18 protein-coding genes are annotated in these 17,508 nt (G+C 60.4%); 14 read left to right on the forward strand and 4 right to left on the reverse strand.

The window, feature by feature from the left end; all coding sequences use genetic code 11:
• The first annotated feature begins 70 nt into the window (after positions 1-70).
• The 9 genes from livH (at position 71) to ugpQ (ending at position 8,935) form a co-directional block, all read left to right on the forward strand.
• On the forward strand, positions 71-997 hold the full coding sequence (gene livH / locus B2J69_RS03575) for a high-affinity branched-chain amino acid ABC transporter permease LivH (RefSeq protein WP_081136662.1): 927 nt from the start codon (positions 71-73) through the stop codon (positions 995-997).
• Positions 994-2,262 carry a high-affinity branched-chain amino acid ABC transporter permease LivM gene (locus B2J69_RS03580; RefSeq protein ID WP_081136489.1) on the forward strand — a complete coding sequence of 423 codons (1,269 nt, stop codon included), beginning with the start codon at positions 994-996 and terminating at the stop codon, positions 2,260-2,262. Before livH ends, B2J69_RS03580 begins: the two co-directional genes overlap by 4 nt.
• Positions 2,259-3,026 carry a high-affinity branched-chain amino acid ABC transporter ATP-binding protein LivG gene (gene livG, locus B2J69_RS03585; RefSeq protein WP_081136491.1) on the forward strand — a complete coding sequence of 256 codons (768 nt, stop codon included), beginning with the start codon at positions 2,259-2,261 and terminating at the stop codon, positions 3,024-3,026. The genes B2J69_RS03580 and livG overlap by 4 nt, the downstream gene beginning before the upstream one ends.
• A 1-nt stretch (position 3,027) precedes the next feature.
• A complete protein-coding gene (gene livF / locus B2J69_RS03590; RefSeq protein WP_081136493.1) occupies positions 3,028-3,741 on the forward strand; it encodes a high-affinity branched-chain amino acid ABC transporter ATP-binding protein LivF in 714 nt (237 codons plus the stop codon).
• A 277-nt stretch (positions 3,742-4,018) separates the two neighbouring features.
• The gene (gene ugpB, locus B2J69_RS03595; RefSeq protein WP_081136495.1) at positions 4,019-5,335 is read left to right on the forward strand and encodes a sn-glycerol-3-phosphate ABC transporter substrate-binding protein UgpB; all 1,317 of its coding nucleotides are present in this window, start codon (positions 4,019-4,021) and stop codon (positions 5,333-5,335) included.
• 54 nt (positions 5,336-5,389) lie between these two features.
• A complete protein-coding gene (gene ugpA / locus B2J69_RS03600) occupies positions 5,390-6,277 on the forward strand; it encodes a sn-glycerol-3-phosphate ABC transporter permease UgpA (RefSeq protein ID WP_081136497.1) in 888 nt (295 codons plus the stop codon).
• Positions 6,274-7,119, forward strand: coding sequence for a sn-glycerol-3-phosphate ABC transporter permease UgpE (gene ugpE, locus B2J69_RS03605; protein ID WP_081136499.1), 846 nt, complete (start codon positions 6,274-6,276; stop codon positions 7,117-7,119). The genes ugpA and ugpE overlap by 4 nt, the downstream gene beginning before the upstream one ends.
• 2 nt (positions 7,120-7,121) lie before the next feature.
• Complete coding sequence (locus tag B2J69_RS03610) at positions 7,122-8,195, forward strand: sn-glycerol-3-phosphate import ATP-binding protein UgpC (RefSeq protein ID WP_081136501.1); 1,074 nt, start codon at positions 7,122-7,124, stop codon at positions 8,193-8,195.
• Positions 8,192-8,935, forward strand: a complete 744-nt coding sequence (gene ugpQ, locus B2J69_RS03615) for a glycerophosphodiester phosphodiesterase (protein WP_081136503.1) — start codon at positions 8,192-8,194, stop codon at positions 8,933-8,935. The genes B2J69_RS03610 and ugpQ overlap by 4 nt, the downstream gene beginning before the upstream one ends.
• Here ugpQ and B2J69_RS03620 read toward each other — a convergent pair.
• Positions 8,932-9,210 (reverse strand): DUF2756 domain-containing protein, encoded by a 279-nt coding sequence (locus B2J69_RS03620; RefSeq protein WP_081136505.1) that lies wholly within the window; start codon positions 9,208-9,210, stop codon positions 8,932-8,934. The two genes, ugpQ and B2J69_RS03620, sit on opposite strands and share 4 nt — an antisense overlap.
• 187 nt (positions 9,211-9,397) lie before the next feature.
• On the opposite strand from B2J69_RS03620, the gene ggt reads away from it, so the two are divergent.
• Positions 9,398-11,152 (forward strand): gamma-glutamyltransferase, encoded by a 1,755-nt coding sequence (gene ggt / locus B2J69_RS03625; protein ID WP_081136507.1) that lies wholly within the window; start codon positions 9,398-9,400, stop codon positions 11,150-11,152.
• A gap of 28 nt (positions 11,153-11,180) precedes the next feature.
• On the opposite strand, the gene B2J69_RS03630 is transcribed toward ggt, so the two are convergent.
• Complete coding sequence (locus tag B2J69_RS03630) at positions 11,181-11,672, reverse strand: GNAT family N-acetyltransferase (protein WP_081136509.1); 492 nt, start codon at positions 11,670-11,672, stop codon at positions 11,181-11,183.
• Between the two features lie 355 nt (positions 11,673-12,027).
• Here B2J69_RS03630 and B2J69_RS03635 point away from each other — a divergent pair, with 355 nt between their 5' ends.
• The 4 genes from B2J69_RS03635 (at position 12,028) to gntU (ending at position 15,830) form a co-directional block, all read left to right on the forward strand.
• Positions 12,028-12,723 carry a pirin family protein gene (locus B2J69_RS03635; RefSeq protein WP_081136511.1) on the forward strand — a complete coding sequence of 232 codons (696 nt, stop codon included), beginning with the start codon at positions 12,028-12,030 and terminating at the stop codon, positions 12,721-12,723.
• Between the two features lie 92 nt (positions 12,724-12,815).
• The gene (gene gntR, locus B2J69_RS03640) at positions 12,816-13,811 is read left to right on the forward strand and encodes a gluconate operon transcriptional repressor GntR (protein ID WP_081136513.1); all 996 of its coding nucleotides are present in this window, start codon (positions 12,816-12,818) and stop codon (positions 13,809-13,811) included.
• 139 nt (positions 13,812-13,950) lie between these two features.
• The gene (gene gntK, locus B2J69_RS03645; protein ID WP_033753176.1) at positions 13,951-14,487 is read left to right on the forward strand and encodes a gluconokinase; all 537 of its coding nucleotides are present in this window, start codon (positions 13,951-13,953) and stop codon (positions 14,485-14,487) included.
• Positions 14,488-14,489: 2 nt separating this feature from the next.
• On the forward strand, positions 14,490-15,830 hold the full coding sequence (gene gntU / locus B2J69_RS03650) for a gluconate transporter (protein ID WP_081136515.1): 1,341 nt from the start codon (positions 14,490-14,492) through the stop codon (positions 15,828-15,830).
• 32 nt (positions 15,831-15,862) lie between these two features.
• Here the strand turns inward: gntU and B2J69_RS03655 are convergent, their stop codons facing one another.
• The gene (locus B2J69_RS03655; protein WP_081136517.1) at positions 15,863-16,603 is read right to left on the reverse strand and encodes a carbonic anhydrase; all 741 of its coding nucleotides are present in this window, start codon (positions 16,601-16,603) and stop codon (positions 15,863-15,865) included.
• Between the two features lie 116 nt (positions 16,604-16,719).
• Complete coding sequence (locus B2J69_RS03660; RefSeq protein WP_081136519.1) at positions 16,720-17,313, reverse strand: YhgN family NAAT transporter; 594 nt, start codon at positions 17,311-17,313, stop codon at positions 16,720-16,722.
• Positions 17,314-17,508 lie beyond the last annotated feature (195 nt).

A 17,508-nucleotide genomic window follows, 5' to 3' on the forward strand; every position in this document is an offset into this window, starting at 1 on the left:
CGTCCCATCGGCAGACCAATCCCTTGCCGCGTCGGCAGGGGATTTTCCCGTTCTTATGCAGGTCTTCACTATGTCCGAGCAGTTTCTTTATTTTATTCAGCAGATGCTTAACGGGGTCACCCTCGGCAGCACCTACGCGCTGATCGCCATCGGTTACACCATGGTTTACGGCATTATCGGCATGATCAACTTCGCCCACGGCGAGGTCTATATGATCGGCAGCTATGTCTCCTTTATCGTGATCGCCGCCCTGATGATGATGGGCATCGACACCGGCTGGCTGATGATCGCCGCCGGCTTCGTGATGGCGATCCTGATCTCCAGCGCCTACGGCTGGAGCATCGAGCGCGTCGCCTATAAACCGGTGCGATCCTCGAAGCGCCTGATCGCGCTGATCTCCGCCATCGGCATGTCGATCTTCCTGCAGAACTACGTCAGCCTGACGCAGGGCTCGCGCGACCTCGCGCTGCCGAGCCTGATCACCGGCCAGTGGACGCTGGGCGAGAGCAACGGCTTTGCCGCCACCGTCTCTACCATGCAGATCGTGATCTGGCTGGTGACCTTCCTGGCGATGCTGGCGCTGACGCTGTTTATCCGCTATTCGCGCATGGGCCGCGCCTGCCGCGCCTGCGCTGAAGATCTGAAGATGGCGAGCCTGCTCGGCATCAACACCGACCGCGTTATTTCGCTGACCTTTGTTATCGGCGCGGCGATGGCGGCGGTGGCGGGCGTGCTGCTCGGCCAGTTCTACGGCTCGATTAACCCCTTTATCGGCTTTATGGCCGGTATGAAAGCCTTTACCGCCGCGGTGCTGGGCGGCATCGGCAGCATTCCGGGTGCGATGATCGGCGGCCTGGTGCTCGGCATTGCCGAAGCGCTGACCTCCGCCTATCTCAGCACCGAATATAAAGATGTGGTCTCCTTCGCGCTGCTGATTGTGGTGCTGCTGGTGATGCCGACCGGCATTCTGGGCCGCCCGGAGGTAGAGAAAGTATGAAATCCTCCTTTATCAACGCGCTGCTCTCTTCGGTGATGCTGCTGGTGCTGGCCAGCTTCTTTATGGGCATGCGCCTCGGCCTTGACGGCACCCGGCTGGTGGTGGAGAGCGCAGGGGACGTGCGCTGGAACTGGATTTTCGTCGGCTGCGCCGTGGTGTTTTTGTTCCAGCTGCTGCGCCCGTTCTGGCAGCGCGGCCTGAAAAAGATTTCCGGCCCGGCGCTGGTGCTGCCCGGCATTGACGGCTCTACGCCGAAGCAGAAGCTGTTTATGCTGGCGTTGATCGTCGTGGCGGTGGCCTGGCCCTTTTTCGTGTCGCGCGGCGCGGTGGATATCGCCACCCTGACGCTGATCTACGTGATGCTCGGCCTCGGCCTCAACGTGGTGGTTGGACTTTCCGGCCTGCTGGTGCTCGGCTACGGCGGCTTCTACGCCATCGGCGCCTACACTTTCGCGCTGCTCAATCACTACTTCGGCCTCGGCTTCTGGGAGTGTCTGCCGCTGGCGGGCATCGTTTCGGCGCTGTTCGGCCTGCTGCTCGGCTTTCCGGTGCTGCGCCTGCGCGGCGACTATCTGGCGATCGTCACGCTCGGCTTCGGCGAGATCGTGCGTATTCTGCTGCTGAACAACACCGCGATTACCGGCGGCCCCAACGGCATCGCGCAGATCCCGAAACCGTCGCTGTTCGGCCTCGAGTTCGGCCGCAAAGTCTCTGAGGGCGGCTGGAGCACCTTCCATGACTTCTTCGGCCTGAAATATGACCCCAGCGACCGCGTGATTTTTCTCTATCTGGTGGCGCTGCTGCTGGTGACGCTGACGCTGTTCGTGATTAACCGCCTGCTGCGTATGCCGCTGGGCCGCGCCTGGGAAGCGCTGCGCGAAGATGAAATCGCCTGTCGCTCGCTTGGCCTCAGCCCGACACGCATCAAGCTGACCGCCTTCACCATCAGCGCCGCGTTCGCCGGCTTCGCGGGTACGCTGTTCGCCGCGCGCCAGGGCTTTGTCAGCCCGGAGTCCTTTACCTTCGTCGAATCCGCCTTTGTGCTGGCGATTGTGGTGCTGGGCGGCATGGGCTCGCAGTTCGCGGTGATCCTCGCCGCTATCCTGCTGGTGGTGTCGCGTGAGCTGATGCGCGATCTGAACGAATACAGCATGCTGGTGCTGGGCGGCCTGATGGTGCTGATGATGATCTGGCGTCCGCAGGGGCTGCTGCCGATGAAGCGCCCGCATCTGAAACTGAAGCAGAAACAAGGAGAGCAGGCATGAGTCAGCCTTTATTAGCCGTTGAAGGCCTGATGATGCGCTTCGGCGGCCTGCTGGCGGTCAATAACGTGGCGCTGGAGCTGCGCCCGCAGGAGATCGTCTCGCTGATTGGCCCCAACGGCGCGGGAAAAACTACCGTCTTTAACTGCCTGACCGGCTTCTACAAGCCGACCGGCGGCACCATCAAGCTGCGTGAGCAGCATCTGGAAGGGCTGCCCGGCCAGCAGATCGCCCGCATGGGCGTGGTGCGCACCTTTCAGCACGTGCGCCTGTTCCGTGAGATGACGGTAATCGAGAACCTGCTGGTGGCGCAGCATCAGCATCTGAAGAGCGGCCTCTTTTCCGGCCTGTTCAAAACCCCGGCGTTTCGTCGCGGCGAGAGCGAGGCGCTGGATCGCGCCGCCAGCTGGTTGTCGCGCATCGGGCTGCTCGATCTTGCTAACCGTCAGGCGGGCAATCTCGCCTACGGCCAGCAGCGTCGTCTGGAGATCGCCCGCTGCATGGTGACGCGTCCGGAGATCCTGATGCTGGACGAACCGGCGGCCGGGCTCAATCCAAAAGAGACGCACGAGCTGGATGAGCTGATCGCCGAGCTGCGCGGCGAGCACAAGGTCTCCGTGCTGCTGATTGAACACGATATGAAGCTGGTAATGGGTATTTCCGACCGTATCTACGTGGTGAACCAGGGTACGCCGCTGGCCAACGGCACGCCGGAAGAGGTGCGTAACAATCCGGATGTGATCCGAGCCTATTTAGGAGAGGCGTAACATGGCAAACCCGATGTTATCCGTTAACAACGTCAGCGCGCACTACGGCAAGATCCAGGCGCTGCACAACGTCAGCCTGCATATCAGCCAGGGCGAAATTGTCACCCTGATCGGCGCCAACGGCGCAGGGAAAACCACGCTGCTCGGCACGCTGTGCGGCGAGCCGCGCGCCACCCAGGGCAGCATTACCTTTGACGGCAAAACTATTACCGACTGGCAAACCGCGCGCATTATGCGCGAGGCGATCGCCATCGTGCCGGAAGGGCGTCGCGTCTTTTCACGCATGACGGTGGAAGAGAACCTGGCGATGGGCGGCTTTTTCGCCAGCCGCCAGGAGTATCAGACGCGCATCGCGCGCGTTTACGAACTCTTCCCGCGGCTGGCGGAGCGTAAAATCCAGCGCGCGGGCACCATGTCCGGCGGCGAGCAGCAGATGCTGGCGATCGGCCGCGCGCTGATGAGCCAGCCGCGTCTGCTGCTGCTGGACGAGCCGTCGCTGGGGCTGGCGCCGATTATTATCCAGCAGATCTTCGACACCATCGAGCAGCTGCGCCAGGAGGGGATGACGATCTTCCTGGTGGAGCAGAACGCGAATCAGGCGCTGAAGCTGGCGGATCGCGGCTATGTGCTGGAGAACGGACACGTGGTGCTGGAAGATACCGGCGAAGCGCTTCTCTCCAACGAAGCCGTCCGCAGCGCTTACTTGGGGGCTTAGGCCTGGCTTACTTGCCAGATTGCGGTTGGGCAGTGCTCGTCATCCTCACGTACTACGTGTACGCTCCGGTGACTGCGCGCTGGCCGCCCGTAATCTGGCTGCGCCGCCGACGGCCTTTGGCTGTTGTGCAGTAAAACATTCTAGATAAAACCTCCTTCATCTGGCCGTCATGCGGCTGTCATCTGGCTGTTATTAATCCGTCATTTTCCCGTGTCATGTTACTTCGCGAACAAAAAATGCGTGATATCGCGCGTACCTACCTGCACAGGAAAACTCTATGTCTGTCTTTACCTATAAAAAAAGCCTGATAAGTGCGGTTCTGGGCCTGGCCATCAGCGGCAACGCGCTGGCCGCCACTGAAATTCCTTTCTGGCACTCGATGGAGGGCGAGTTAGGCAAAGAGGTCGACTCGCTGGCACAGCGTTTCAACCAGGCGCATCCCGACTATAAAATCGTGCCGACCTATAAAGGCAACTACGAGCAGAGCCTGGCGGCAGGCATCGCAGCGGTACGCACCGGCAAAGCGCCGGCCATTTTACAGGTCTACGAAGTCGGCACCGCTACCATGATGGCCTCAAAGGCGATCGTGCCGGTGCACCAGGTGTTCCAGGATGCGGGTATCCCGTTCGACGAAAAACAGTTCGTGCCGACCGTGGCGGGCTACTACAGCGACGCCAGCGGCCATCTGATCTCTCAGCCGTTCAACAGCTCCACGCCGGTGCTCTACTACAACAAAGACGCCTTTAAAAAAGCGGGCCTGAACCCGGATCAGCCGCCGAAAACCTGGCAGGAGCTGGCGAAAGACGCCGACGCGCTGCGTAAAGCGGGGGTGACCTGCGGCTACGCCAGCGGCTGGCAGGGCTGGATCCAGATTGAAAACTTCAGCGCCTGGCACGCCCTGCCGGTGGCCAGCAAAAACAACGGCTTCGACGGCACCGACGCGGTGCTGGAGTTCAATAAGCCGGTGCAGGTGCGCCATATCCAGATGCTGGAAGAGATGAACAAGAAAGGGGACTTCACCTACTTTGGCCGCAAAGATGAATCCACCGCCAAGTTCTATAACGGCGACTGCGGCATCACCACCGCCTCTTCCGGCTCGCTGGCAGATATCAAACACTACGCCAAATTCAACTTCGGCGTCGGCATGATGCCCTATGACGAAAGCGTGCCGAACGCGCCGCAGAACGCCATTATCGGCGGCGCCAGCCTGTGGGTGATGAAAGGCAAAGATGCCAACACCTACAAAGGCGTCGCGGAGTTTATGCAGTTCCTCGCGCAGCCGGAAATCGCCGCCGAGTGGCACCAGAAAACCGGCTATCTGCCGATTACCACCGCCGCCTACGAGCTGAGCAAGCAGCAGGGCTTCTATGACAAGAATCCCGGCGCGGATATCGCCACGCGTCAGATGCTGAACAAAGATCCGCTGCCGTTCACCAAAGGCATGCGCCTGGGCAATATGCCGCAGATCCGCACCATCGTCGACGAAGAGCTGGAAGGCGTCTGGACCGGCAAACAGTCGCCGCAGGCTGCGCTGGATAAGGCGGTAAAACGCGGCAACGAACTGCTGCGCCGCTTTGAACAGCAGGTGAAGTAATCTCAAAGGGTCGGCGTGGGCCGACCCTCTCTTTTTTCTCAGACAGAGTCCGCTATGTCTCTATCTCGTCCGGTGTTTCGCACCAGCCCGTTGCCCTATTTGCTGGTGCTGCCGCAGCTGCTGATTACCGCCATCTTTTTCCTCTGGCCCGCGGGCGAAGCGCTGTGGTATTCGCTGCAGAACCTCGATCCCTTTGGCCTCTCCAGCACCTTTGTCGGCCTCGAAAACTTCAAACGCCTGTTTCAGGACAGCTACTACCTCGACGCCTTCTGGACCACCATCGTTTTCAGCACGCTGGTGACGGTGTGCGGCATGCTGCTCTCGCTGCTGCTGGCGGCGCTGGTGGATTACGTTATTCGCCTGCGCAAGCTCTATCAGACGCTGCTGCTGCTGCCCTACGCGGTGGCGCCGGTAGTGGCGGCGGTGCTGTGGATGTTTCTGTTCAATCCCGGTCTCGGCCTGATTAGCCACGTTCTTAACCAGCTAGGCTACAACTGGAACTACGCGCAGAACAGCGGTCAGGCGATGTTTCTGATTGTAGTGGCCTCGATCTGGCAGCAGATGAGCTACAACTTTTTGTTCTTTTTCGCCGCGCTGCAGTCGATCCCGAAATCGCTGGTGGAAGCGGCGGCGATCGACGGCGCCGGTCCGGTGCGCCGCTTCTTCCATCTGTCCCTGCCGCTGATCACGCCGGTGAGTTTCTTTCTGCTGGTGGTGAACCTGATCTACGCCTTCTTCGACACCTTCCCGGTGATCGACGCCGCGACCGGCGGCGGGCCGGTGCAGGCCACCACTACGCTGATCTACAAAATTTATCGCGAAGGCTTTACCGGGCTGGATCTCTCCTCCTCGGCGGCGCAGTCGGTGGTGCTGATGCTGCTGGTGATCGGCCTGACCGTGATTCAGTTTCGCTTTGTTGAGCGTAAGGTGCAGTACCAATGATTGAAAACCGTCGCGGGCTGGATATCTTCAGCCACACGCTGCTGGTGCTGGGCGTGCTCACTATTCTCTTTCCGCTCTACGTCGCCTTTGTCGCCGCCACGCTGGACAACGAGGCGGTCTATCAGGTGCCGATGACGCTGATCCCCGGCACCCATCTGTGGGAAAACCTCTCGCGCATCTGGACGCAGGGCGTGAACGGCAGCGGCCCGGCGTTCAGCCTGATGCTGCTGAACAGCCTGATCATGGCGTTCGGCATTACCGTCGGCAAAATCACGGTGTCGATGCTCTCCGCCTTTGCGCTGGTCTGGTTTCGCTTTCCGCTGCGCTCGCTCTTTTTCTGGCTGATCTTTATCACCCTGATGTTGCCGGTCGAGGTGCGCATCTTCCCGACGGTGCAGGTGATCGCCGATCTCAATATGCTCGACAGCTACAGCGGCCTGACGCTGCCGCTGATGGCGTCGGCCACGGCGACCTTTCTGTTCCGCCAGTTCTTTATGTCGCTGCCGGACGAGCTGATCGAGGCGGCGCGCATCGACGGCGCCAGCGCGCTGCGCTTCTTCTGGGACATCGTGCTGCCGCTGTCGAAAACCAACCTCGCGGCGCTGTTCGTCATCACCTTTATCTACGGCTGGAACCAGTATCTCTGGCCGCTGCTGATCGTCAACGACGCCTCGCTCAGCACCGCGGTGGCGGGGATCAAAAGCATGATCTCCACCAGCGGATCGCCGACGCAGTGGAACGAAGTGATGGCGGCAATGTTATTAACCCTGATCCCACCGGTGGTGGTGGTGCTGGTCATGCAGCGCGCGTTCGTGCGTGGCCTGGTCGAGAGCGAGAAATAAGCATGGCAGGCGTAACCCTTCAGGCGGTAACCAAATCTTACGACGGCAAGAATCAGATCATTCAGCCGCTGAACGTCACCGTTAACGACGGCGAATTTATGGTGATGGTCGGTCCTTCCGGCTGCGGCAAATCGACGCTGCTGCGCATGGTGGCGGGGCTGGAGCGCGTCACCTTGGGCGATATCTATATCGACGACCGGCGCGTTACCCAGCTGGAGCCGAAAGATCGCGGCATCGCCATGGTCTTCCAGAACTACGCGCTCTACCCGCATATGACGGTAGAGGAGAATATGGCCTACGGGCTGAAGATCCGCGGCATGAGCAAAGAGCATATCCGCCTGCGCGTGCTGGAGGCGGCGCGCAGCCTGGAGCTGGATCAGCTGCTAAGCCGTCGCCCGCGCGAGCTGTCCGGCGGCCAGCGCCAGCGCGTGGCGATGGGGCGCGCCATCGTGCGCGAGCCGGCGGTGTTTCTGTTCGACGAGCCGCTCTCCAACCTGGACGCGCGGCTGCGCGTGCAGATGCGGCTGGAGCTGCAGCAGCTGCATCGTCGCCTGCAAACCACCAGCCTCTACGTCACGCACGATCAGGTCGAGGCGATGACGCTGGCGCAGCGCGTGATGGTGCTGAACAAAGGTTTCGTCGAGCAGATCGGCTCGCCGGTGGAGATTTACGAGCGGCCCGCCAGCCAGTTTGTCGCCTCGTTTATCGGCGCGCCGGCGATGAACCTGATGTCTGGCCAGATCGCCAGCGACGGCGCGCGTTTCAATCTCGACCATTCATACGCCCTGCCGCTCGGCGACAGTAAAGCGCAGTGGGCGAATCGCGCCGTCACGCTCGGCATTCGTCCCGAGCATGTGCAGGTCAGCGCGCGCGAGCGCGACGGCCTGCCGCTGCGCGTCGAGACGCTGGAGCTGCTCGGCGCGGATAATCTGGCGCACGGACGTATCGGCGACACGCCGCTGGTGGTGCGTCTGCCGCACAGCGTCCGGCCGCAGGCGGGCAGCACGCTGTGGCTGCATCTGCCGTCGGATGCGTTACACTATTTCGATTCAACCACAGGAAAGCGACTGGAATGAGCACACCCCGCTGGCCCTATCCACATATCGTCGCCCATCGCGGCGGCGGCAAACTGGCCCCGGAAAATACCCTGGCGGCGATCGATGTCGGCGCGAAGTATGGCCATAGCATGATTGAGTTCGACGCGAAGCTGTCGCAGGATCGGCAGATTTTCCTGCTGCACGACGACACGCTCGATCGCACCAGCAATGGCTGGGGCGTAGCGGGCGATCTGCCGTGGGAAAAGCTGGCGCAGCTCGATGCGGGCGGCTGGTTCGGTAAGGCGTTCGACGGCGAACCGCTGGCGCGGCTGCCAGAGGTGGCGGCGCGCTGCCGCCAGCACGGCATGATGGCGAATATCGAAATTAAACCCACCACCGGACGCGAGGTGGAAACCGGTCGCGCCATCGCCCATGCGGCGAAAATTCTGTGGCAGGAGATGACCGCGCCGCTGCTCTCCTCCTTCTCTTACGAGGCGCTGGAGGCGGCGATGCAGGCGGAGCCGGAGCTGCCGCGCGGCCTGCTGCTGGATGAGTGGGATGAGGCGTGGCAAAGCAAAACCGCCGCGCTGGGGTGCGTGTCGATTCACCTTAACCATAAGCTGCTCGACGCTGAGCGTGTATCAGCGCTAAAGGCCGCCGGCCTGCATATTCTGGTCTACACGGTGAATGACCCGGATCGCGCGCGTACTCTGCTGAAATGGGGCGTTGACGCCATCTGCACCGATCGCATCGACATCATCGGCCCCGACTTCTGCTAATTACTGTTCTGCTGCTGTCCCGGCTGCGCGTTGATCACGCGCTGCTGGGCGCTGCTGCGCTGCTCCTGCAGTTTGCGCTGAATCTGCTGCGTCTGCTGCTGCTGATCCTGCTGCAGTTTGCTCTGCTGTTGCTGCTGCCTGATTTGCATCTGCGTCTGCATCCGCTGCTGGCTGGGGTTGTAGCCCGGCTGATTAGGCTGATTGCTGTTGTTCAGCATATTGGCCATGCTGCTGAGCGGCAGCAGCGCGGCAAAAACGATTAACCATTTTTTCATCTGACTTCCTCCGTCAAGGCGACCGCGTCGGCGTGTGATGCGCCGTGGCCGCAGCTATAAGTTTAGCAACCTCACAAACTTCTCCCCCAGGAACGCACCGAATTTGACTTAGATGTTATTTTTTTGCTGTATTTGTAAACACTTGCCTGCGTGATAACAAATGTAAACAACTGAAAAGGGTAGAGGGATGATGATGCGAGGAAATATACGCCAGCTTGGCTGGGCCGTAATGATGAGTTTAACGGTGGTCAGCGTGGCTAACGCCGCCGTGCCCGCCAGCGCGCCGCCTGTTTCTTACGGCGTTGAGGATGACACCTTTCATCCGGTCAGGGCGCAGCACGGCATGGTGGCGTCGGTGGATGCGCTGGCGACGCAGGTAGGAGTCGATATTCTGCGCCAGGGCGGCAACGCGGTAGATGCGGCCGTCGCCGTCGGCTTCGCGCTGGCGGTGACCCATCCGCAGGCGGGCAATCTCGGCGGCGGCGGCTTTATGCTGCTGCGCACCGCCTCCGGCCGCGCCACCTCTATCGACTTCCGCGAAATGGCGCCGGGCCGCGCCTCACGCGATATGTTCCTCGATAAACAGGGCAACGCCGACAGCAAGCTGTCGCTGACCTCGCATCTCGCCTCCGGCACGCCGGGCAGCGTGGCGGGCTTTGCGCTGGCGGCGCAGAAATATGGCACGCTGCCGCTCAGCACGCTGCTGGCGCCGGCGATCAAACTGGCGCGCGAAGGCTATGTGGTTAACGACGCGCTGGCGGACGATCTGAAAACCTACGGCAAAGAGGTGCTGCTGGCGCACCCCAACAGCAAAGCGATCTTCTTTAAGCCTGACGGCACGCCGTGGCAGAAGGGCGATCGTCTGGTGCAGAAAAACCTCGCCCACAGCCTGCAGCTGATTGCGCAGCAGGGGCCGGACGCCTTCTATAAAGGCGAAATCGCCGATCAGATCGCCAGCGAGATGGCGCAGCACGGCGGATTGATCGGCAAAGCGGATCTGGCGGCCTACCGCGCCGTCGAGCGTAAGCCGATCAGCGGCACCTATCGCGGCTATGAGGTCTTCTCAATGCCGCCGCCCTCATCCGGCGGGATCCATATCGTGCAGATCCTCAATATCCTGGAAAACTTCGATCTGGCGAAGATGGGCTTTGGCAGCGCCGACGCGATGCAGGTGGTCGCCGAAGCGGAGAAGTACGCCTACGCCGACCGTTCAGAGTACCTTGGCGATCCCGATTTCGTGAAGGTGCCGTGGCAGGCGCTGACCAGCAAAGCCTATGCGAAGTCGATCGCGCAGCAGATCGACGTGGCGAAGGCGCGTCCGTCGAGCGAGATCAAACCCGGCAAGCTGGAGCCCTATGAGAGCAACCAGACCACCCATTTCTCGGTGGTCGACAAGCAGGGCACGGCGGTCGCGGTCACCTATACCCTGAACACCAACTTCGGCAGCGGCATTGTGGCGGGCAACAGCGGCATTCTGCTGAATAACGAGATGGACGACTTCTCCGCCAAGCCGGGCACGCCGAACGTCTACGGCCTGGTAGGCGGCGAGGCGAACGCGGTCCAGCCGGCCAAGCGTCCGCTTTCCTCGATGTCGCCGACCATCGTGGCGAAAGGGGGTAAAACCTGGCTGGTGACCGGCAGTCCGGGCGGCAGCCGCATTATCACCACCGTGCTGCAAATGGTGGTGAACAGCGTCGATTTCGGGATGAACGTGGCGGAAGCGACCAACGCGCCGCGTTTCCATCATCAGTGGCTGCCGGATCAGCTGCGCGTCGAGAAGGGATTTAGCCCGGATACGCTGCGTTTGCTGGAGAATAAAGGGCAGCATGTGAAGGTGCTGCCGGCGATGGGCAGCACGCAGAGCATTATGATTGGGCCGGACGGCACGCTGTATGGCGCGTCCGATCCGCGCACGCCAGGGGATTTAAGCGCGGGGTATTAAGATATCGGGGCCAGTCTGGCCCCGTTTGCTACTTCAGCCGCGCCATATAGTGCGTATCGATCATCTCGCCATGCCGCATAGCAAAAGCCTTCGCCGTGCCTTCAACTTCAAAGCCAAAATGGCGGTAGAGGGCGATGGCGGCGGGATTGTCGGCGAATACCGTTAGCTCCATGCGCGTCACCTGCAGCCAGTTGTCGCACAGATCGACCGCCGCGCCGAGCAGCGCTTTGCCGACGCCGCGGTTGCGATAGGCCTGATCGACGCCCATGCCCAGCGTGGCGCAGTGGCGGCGGCGCGCAGGCGCGAGAACCTCCAGCGTCAGCTGGCCAACCACTTTTTCATCGATGCAGGCGACCAGCGAATGTCCGGCTGGAGAGAGATGGCTGAGCCGCTCCTGCCACTTTTGCAGCGAAGGCAGCGGTAGATGTAGCGTATTCGCCATGGTGTCCGGCTGGCTGTAAATGTGCATTGAGGCGGCGGCATCTTCAGGGGTAACGTGGCGAATAACAATCTCACTCATCTCTCTTCTCCTTGTGACTAGCGGGAAACCCCTTTAAACATCAAGGAAACCTTATTAATTATCAACAGAAAAGATCACAAAAGGCTTTACAAACGCGAATGATAATGATTATTATTGCGATGCGTTCTCGGGGCGTCCTCGGACAAACCGGAAAGCACGACATTGCTCACATTGCTTCCAGTATTTCTTAGCCAGCTCGGGTGCTGGCTTTTTTTTTGCCCGCCGCTTTATTCAGCCCTACTCACTATTCTGCACACCCTTATTCATCTTTTTTGAACAGAGGCGTGAAGTTTTTCAGCTATCAATAGGTTCGTCTCAGGTTCAGACTGTTTTAAAACATTGAGGAGAACTGAACATGATCTACTTACGTAAAGCAGAAGAACGCGGTCACGCCAATCACGGCTGGCTGGAAAGCTGGCACACCTTTTCTTTTGCCAGCTACCACGACGCAAACTTCATGGGCTTTTCGGCGCTGCGCGTGATTAACGAAGATGTGGTCGCAGGCGGGCAGGGCTTTGGCACCCATCCTCATAAAGATATGGAGATCCTGACCTATGTGCTTTCCGGCACTGTCGAGCATCAGGACAGCATGGGCAACAAAGAGCAGATCCCGGCAGGCGAATTTCAGATCATGAGCGCGGGCACCGGCGTGCGCCACTCTGAATACAACGCCAGCAGCAGCGAGCCGCTGCATCTGTATCAGATCTGGATTATTCCCGAGCGCACCGGCATCGAACCGCGCTACGCTCAGCGCCGCTTCCCAGACGTCAAAGGACGCCAGTTTGTGCTGACGCCGGACGCGCGTGACGGCTCGCTCAAGGTCTTTCAGGATATGACCCTGTCGCGCTGGGTATTGAGCGCGGGCGAAAAAGATGAGGTCGCTATCGAAACCGGCCGCCGCGTCTGGGTGCAGGTGGTCAAAGGCGAGATCCGCGTCAACGGCGAAACCGCTCGCACCAGCGACGCGTTTGCCGTCTGGGATGAGGCGAGCGTGACACTTGAAGCCAGCAGCGACGCCGAAGTGCTGCTGTTCGATCTGCCGCCGGTCTAAGCGGTGACAGGGCGCGCACCTTCGCGCCCTGCTTACAATTCTGCGGCTGAATAGTGATAGACTCGTCGTAATGGTGACCCTGGGCACAGACGATGAAGAAAAAAAGACCGGTATTACAGGACGTTGCCGATCGTGTCGGCGTAACAAAAATGACCGTCAGCCGCTACCTGCGCAATCCTGAGCAGGTCTCGGCGCCGCTGCGCGACAAGATCGCCGTCGCGCTCGATGAACTCGGCTATATCCCCAACCGCGCGCCGGACATGCTCTCCAACGCCACCAGTCGCGCCATCGGCGTGCTGCTGCCGTCGCTTACCAACCAGGTGTTCGCCGACGTGCTGCGCGGCATCGAAACCGTCACCGATGAAGCGGGCTACCAGACGCTGGTGGCCCATTTCGGCTACAGCCCACAAAAAGAGGAGCTGCAGCTGCGCTCGCTGCTGGGCTGGAACATCGACGGCGTTATCCTCACCGAACGCACCCACACGCCCGCCACGCTGCGCATGCTGGAGGTCGCTGGCATTCCGGTGATCGAAATGATGGACAGCGTTTCGCCCTGCCTTGATATGGCGGTGGGGTTCGACAACGTCGAGGCGGCGCGTCAGATGACCCACGCCATCCTGCGCAAAGGGCATCGCCACACCGTCTATCTGGGCGCGCGTCTCGACGAGCGCACCCTGCAGAAACAGCAGGGCTACGAAAAGGCGATGCGCGAAGCGGGGCTGGAGCCGCACAGCGTGATGATGGAAGAGGCTTCCTCCTTTAGCGCGGGCGGAATGCTGCTGTGTGAGGCGCAGCGCCGCTATCCGCAAACCGACAGTTTGTTCTGCACCAACGATGACCTGGCGGTCGGCGCCATGTTCGAATGCCAGCGTCAGGGGCTTAACGTGCCGTCGCAAATGGCGATCGCCGGGTTTCACGGCCATGATATTAGTCAGGTGGTGACGCCGAAGCTGGCGACCGTCCTGACGCCGCGCGAACGCATGGGACGTGAAGCGGCCGCCATGCTGCTGGCGCGTATTAACGGCGATCTCAGCGCCGTCGCGCCGCTCGATATCGGCTTTGACATTACAGAAGGCGGCAGCATCTGAATCTGACATTTTTATGAGTCAGTTCACACTTTCATGCTTTTCCGGCTAAACAGGGTTGCCAGCCTGTAGTGGGCTTAACACAATGGCAACCAGCATTGTTATCGGTAACATTGGCGAATTTACCTGCCGGAGCAGAAAAATGACTACTCAATCTTCGTCGCATCACGTCTTTATTTTGATGGGCGTTTCAGGCAGCGGTAAATCCGTTGTCGCTAACCAGGTTTCCCACCAGCTCAACACCGCTTTTCTCGACGGCGACTTTCTTCATCCGCGCGCCAACATTTTGAAAATGGCAGACGGCCATCCGCTGGACGACAACGATCGTCAGCCGTGGCTGCAGGCGCTGAACGACGCCGCTTTCGCCATGCAGCGCACCCAGGCGATCTCCATTATCGTCTGCTCGGCGCTGAAAAAGCGCTACCGCGATATCCTGCGTCAGGGCAACGACAACCTGCGCTTTATCTATCTCAAAGGCGACTTCGACACCATTGAATCCCGTCTGAAGGCGCGCAAAGGCCACTTCTTTAAACCGCAGATGCTGGTGACGCAGTTCGCCACGCTGGAAGAGCCGGGCGCTGACGAGCCGGACGTGCTGACGGTGGATATCAATCATTCAGTTGACGAGGTTGTTGCGGCTACGGTTGCGGCTATCGGGAAAGCCATCAACAAGGGTTAGTCATGAGTACCGCAACGCTGGTGTTAACCGCAGCAGGCTCTGTCCTGCTGCTGCTTTTTTTAGTGATGAAAGCGCGTATGCACGCCTTTGTCGCGCTGATGCTGGTCTCAATCGGCGCCGGCGTCTGCTCCGGCATGCCGCTGGACAAGATCGCGGAAACTATGCAGAAGGGCATGGGCGGCACGCTGGGCTTTCTGGCTATCGTGGTGGCGCTGGGCGCGATGTTCGGCAAAATCCTGCATGAGACGGGCGCAGTGGATCAGATCGCTATCCGTATGCTGAAAACCTTCGGCGAAAGCCGCGCCCACTACGCGATGGGCATTGCCGGCTTGATCTGCGCGCTGCCGCTCTTTTTCGAGGTGGCGGTGGTGCTGCTGATCAGCATCGCCTTCGCCGTGGCGCGCCGCACTCACGACAATCTGGTGAAGCTGGTGATCCCGCTGTTCGCCGGCGTGGCGGCCTCGGCGGCCTTTCTGCTGCCGGGTCCGGCGCCGATGCTGCTGGCGTCGCAGATGCACGCCGATTTCGGCTGGATGATCCTGCTCGGGCTGTGCGCCGCGATCCCCGGCATGCTGATCGCCGGGCCGCTGTTCGGCTCGCTGATTGCGCGTCGCGTCACCTTTAGCGCGCCGCCGGAAGATCATCAGCCCGACGTCGATGCGACCAAACTGCCGTCGTTCGGCTTCAGCCTGGCGCTTATTCTCTTCCCGCTGCTGCTGGTGGGGCTGAAAACCATCGGCGCGCGCTTTACCGAACAGGGGTCTTCTCTGTATGAATGGCTGGAGTTTATCGGTCATCCGTTTACCGCCATTCTGCTCGCCTGTCTGGTGGCGATCTATGGTCTGGCCTACCGCCAGGGCATGGATAAAGAGAAGGTGATGCAGGTGTGCGGCAGCGCGCTGCAGCCCGCAGGCATTATTCTGCTGGTGATCGGCGCCGGCGGCGTATTCAAGCAGGTGCTGGTGGATTCGGGGGTCGGTCCGGTGCTGGGCCATGCGCTCACCGGCGCGGGCCTGCCGATCGCGCTGGCCTGCTTTATCCTCTCCGGCGCGGTGCGCGTGATTCAGGGATCGGCGACGGTCGCCTGCCTGACCACGGTTGGGCTGGTGATGCCGGTGATCGAGCCGCTGCACTACAGCGGCGCGCAGCTGGCGGCGCTCTCTATCTGCATCGGCGGCGGCTCGATCATTATCAGCCACGTGAACGACGCGGGCTTCTGGCTGTTCGGCCGCTTTACCGGCGCCACCGAAGGGGAAACGCTGAAAACCTGGACGCTGATGGAGACTATTCTCGGCACCGTCGGCGCCATTGTCGGCATGATCGCCTTTACCCTGCTGTCATAAATGGTCAGCCGCCGCGCGCGGCGGCTGACAGATTAAGCCTCAAAAAACTCCACCTTGCCGCCGGACAGATGGTACATGCTGCCGACGATTTTGATCTTCTTCTCCTCTTCCAGCTGCTTCAGCACCGGGCTGTTGCTGCGGATGCGTTCGATGGTCAGCTCGACATTCTTGCGCGCCACCGCATCGACGAAATCGTCGTTGCTGCCGCTGCGCTCGCCGCTGAAAACCGTCTGGTCGATCGCCGGCTTAATCTCCTCCAGCAGGCCGGTCAGGTTGCCGAGCTGCGCGTTATCAATCGCGCCGCGCACTGCGCCGCAGCGCGTATGCCCCATGACCAGCACCACTTTCGCGCCGGCTACGGCGCAGGCGAACTCCATGCTGCCCAGCATATCGCGGTTGCTGATATTGCCGGCGACGCGCGCGTTGAAGGTTTCGCCGATCCCGGCGTCCAGCACAATTTCAGCGGGTGCGCGTGAGTCGATGCAGCTCAGGATCACCGCCGCCGGATACTGACCCGCAATGCTATTGCGCTTCTGCGCCAGGTAATCGTGCTGCAGGGGACGGTTTTCACGAAAGCGCAGGTTGCCCTGTTTAAAATGTGCAATCACCGCGTCCGGCGTCATGGCGTCGCGCGCCTCTTTACTCAGCGACGCAGCAAAGGAGAGGGTCGGCAGCGTCATGGTGCCGACGCCTGTGACAGAGAGCGCAGAAACCGCCAGGGTTTTTTTCAGAATGGAACGACGTGAAGGTTGAGCGTGCTGGATAGTTTTCATTATAAGTTCCTGATGTTGGTCGATTTAAACGCGCCCGATGGTAGGGCGGCGAAAATTAACTAACCTAAAACCGTTATAAAGAAAGGGGTATCAATCCCGCTTCGCTTTGCGTCAGATCATAATTTCAGGTAGGCGCGAATGCCGTCCAGGAACATCTGCGTCGCCAGCATAATCAAAATCAGTCCCATCAGCCGCTCCAGCGCGCTGACGCCTTTATCACCCAGCAGCCGCAGAAACAGGCCCGACAGCAGCAGAATGGTCACCGTAACGCCCCAGGCGATCAGCAGCGCGCCCACCAGATGCCCCATCTGGTTGGGATACTGATGCGACAGCAGCATCAGCGTGGCAAGCAGCGACGGGCCGGCGACCAGTGGGATCGCCAGCGGCACCAGAAACGGCTCTTCGCCCGCGGGCAGGCCGCTGGTGCTGCTCTCGCCTGACGGAAAAATCATGCGGATGGCGATCAGAAACAGGATGATGCCGCCGGAAATCGACACCGTCTCGGTGCGCAGGTTAAGAAAGGTGAGAATGCGTTCGCCAGCGAACAAAAACAGCAGCATCAGCACCAGCGCGATCAGCAGCTCGCGGATCAACACCGCGCGGCGCCGTTTCGGCTCCAGATGCTTTAGCACCGACATAAAAATCGGCAGGTTACCCAGCGGATCCATAATCAGCAGCAGTAAAACGGTCGCAGAAATCATTTCGGTCATGAGTTTTAGGTTATCCCTTACAGGCTGACGCAGGGTTATTAGCTGCGCTGCTGAAAAAGTTGGCGCAATCGAATTAATTCACTTGCCAGAAAGGCTGCATTTTGTAGAGTTGTTGGTCACAGGTAAATCCATTTATGACGCAGAGCGGAGTGAAAACACCCTTCCGCTCTTCCCTTCGGTAAGCAGGTCAGGCGT

It is taken from the genome of Pantoea latae (assembly GCF_002077695.1).
GTDB lineage: Bacteria > Pseudomonadota > Gammaproteobacteria > Enterobacterales > Enterobacteriaceae > Pantoea > Pantoea latae.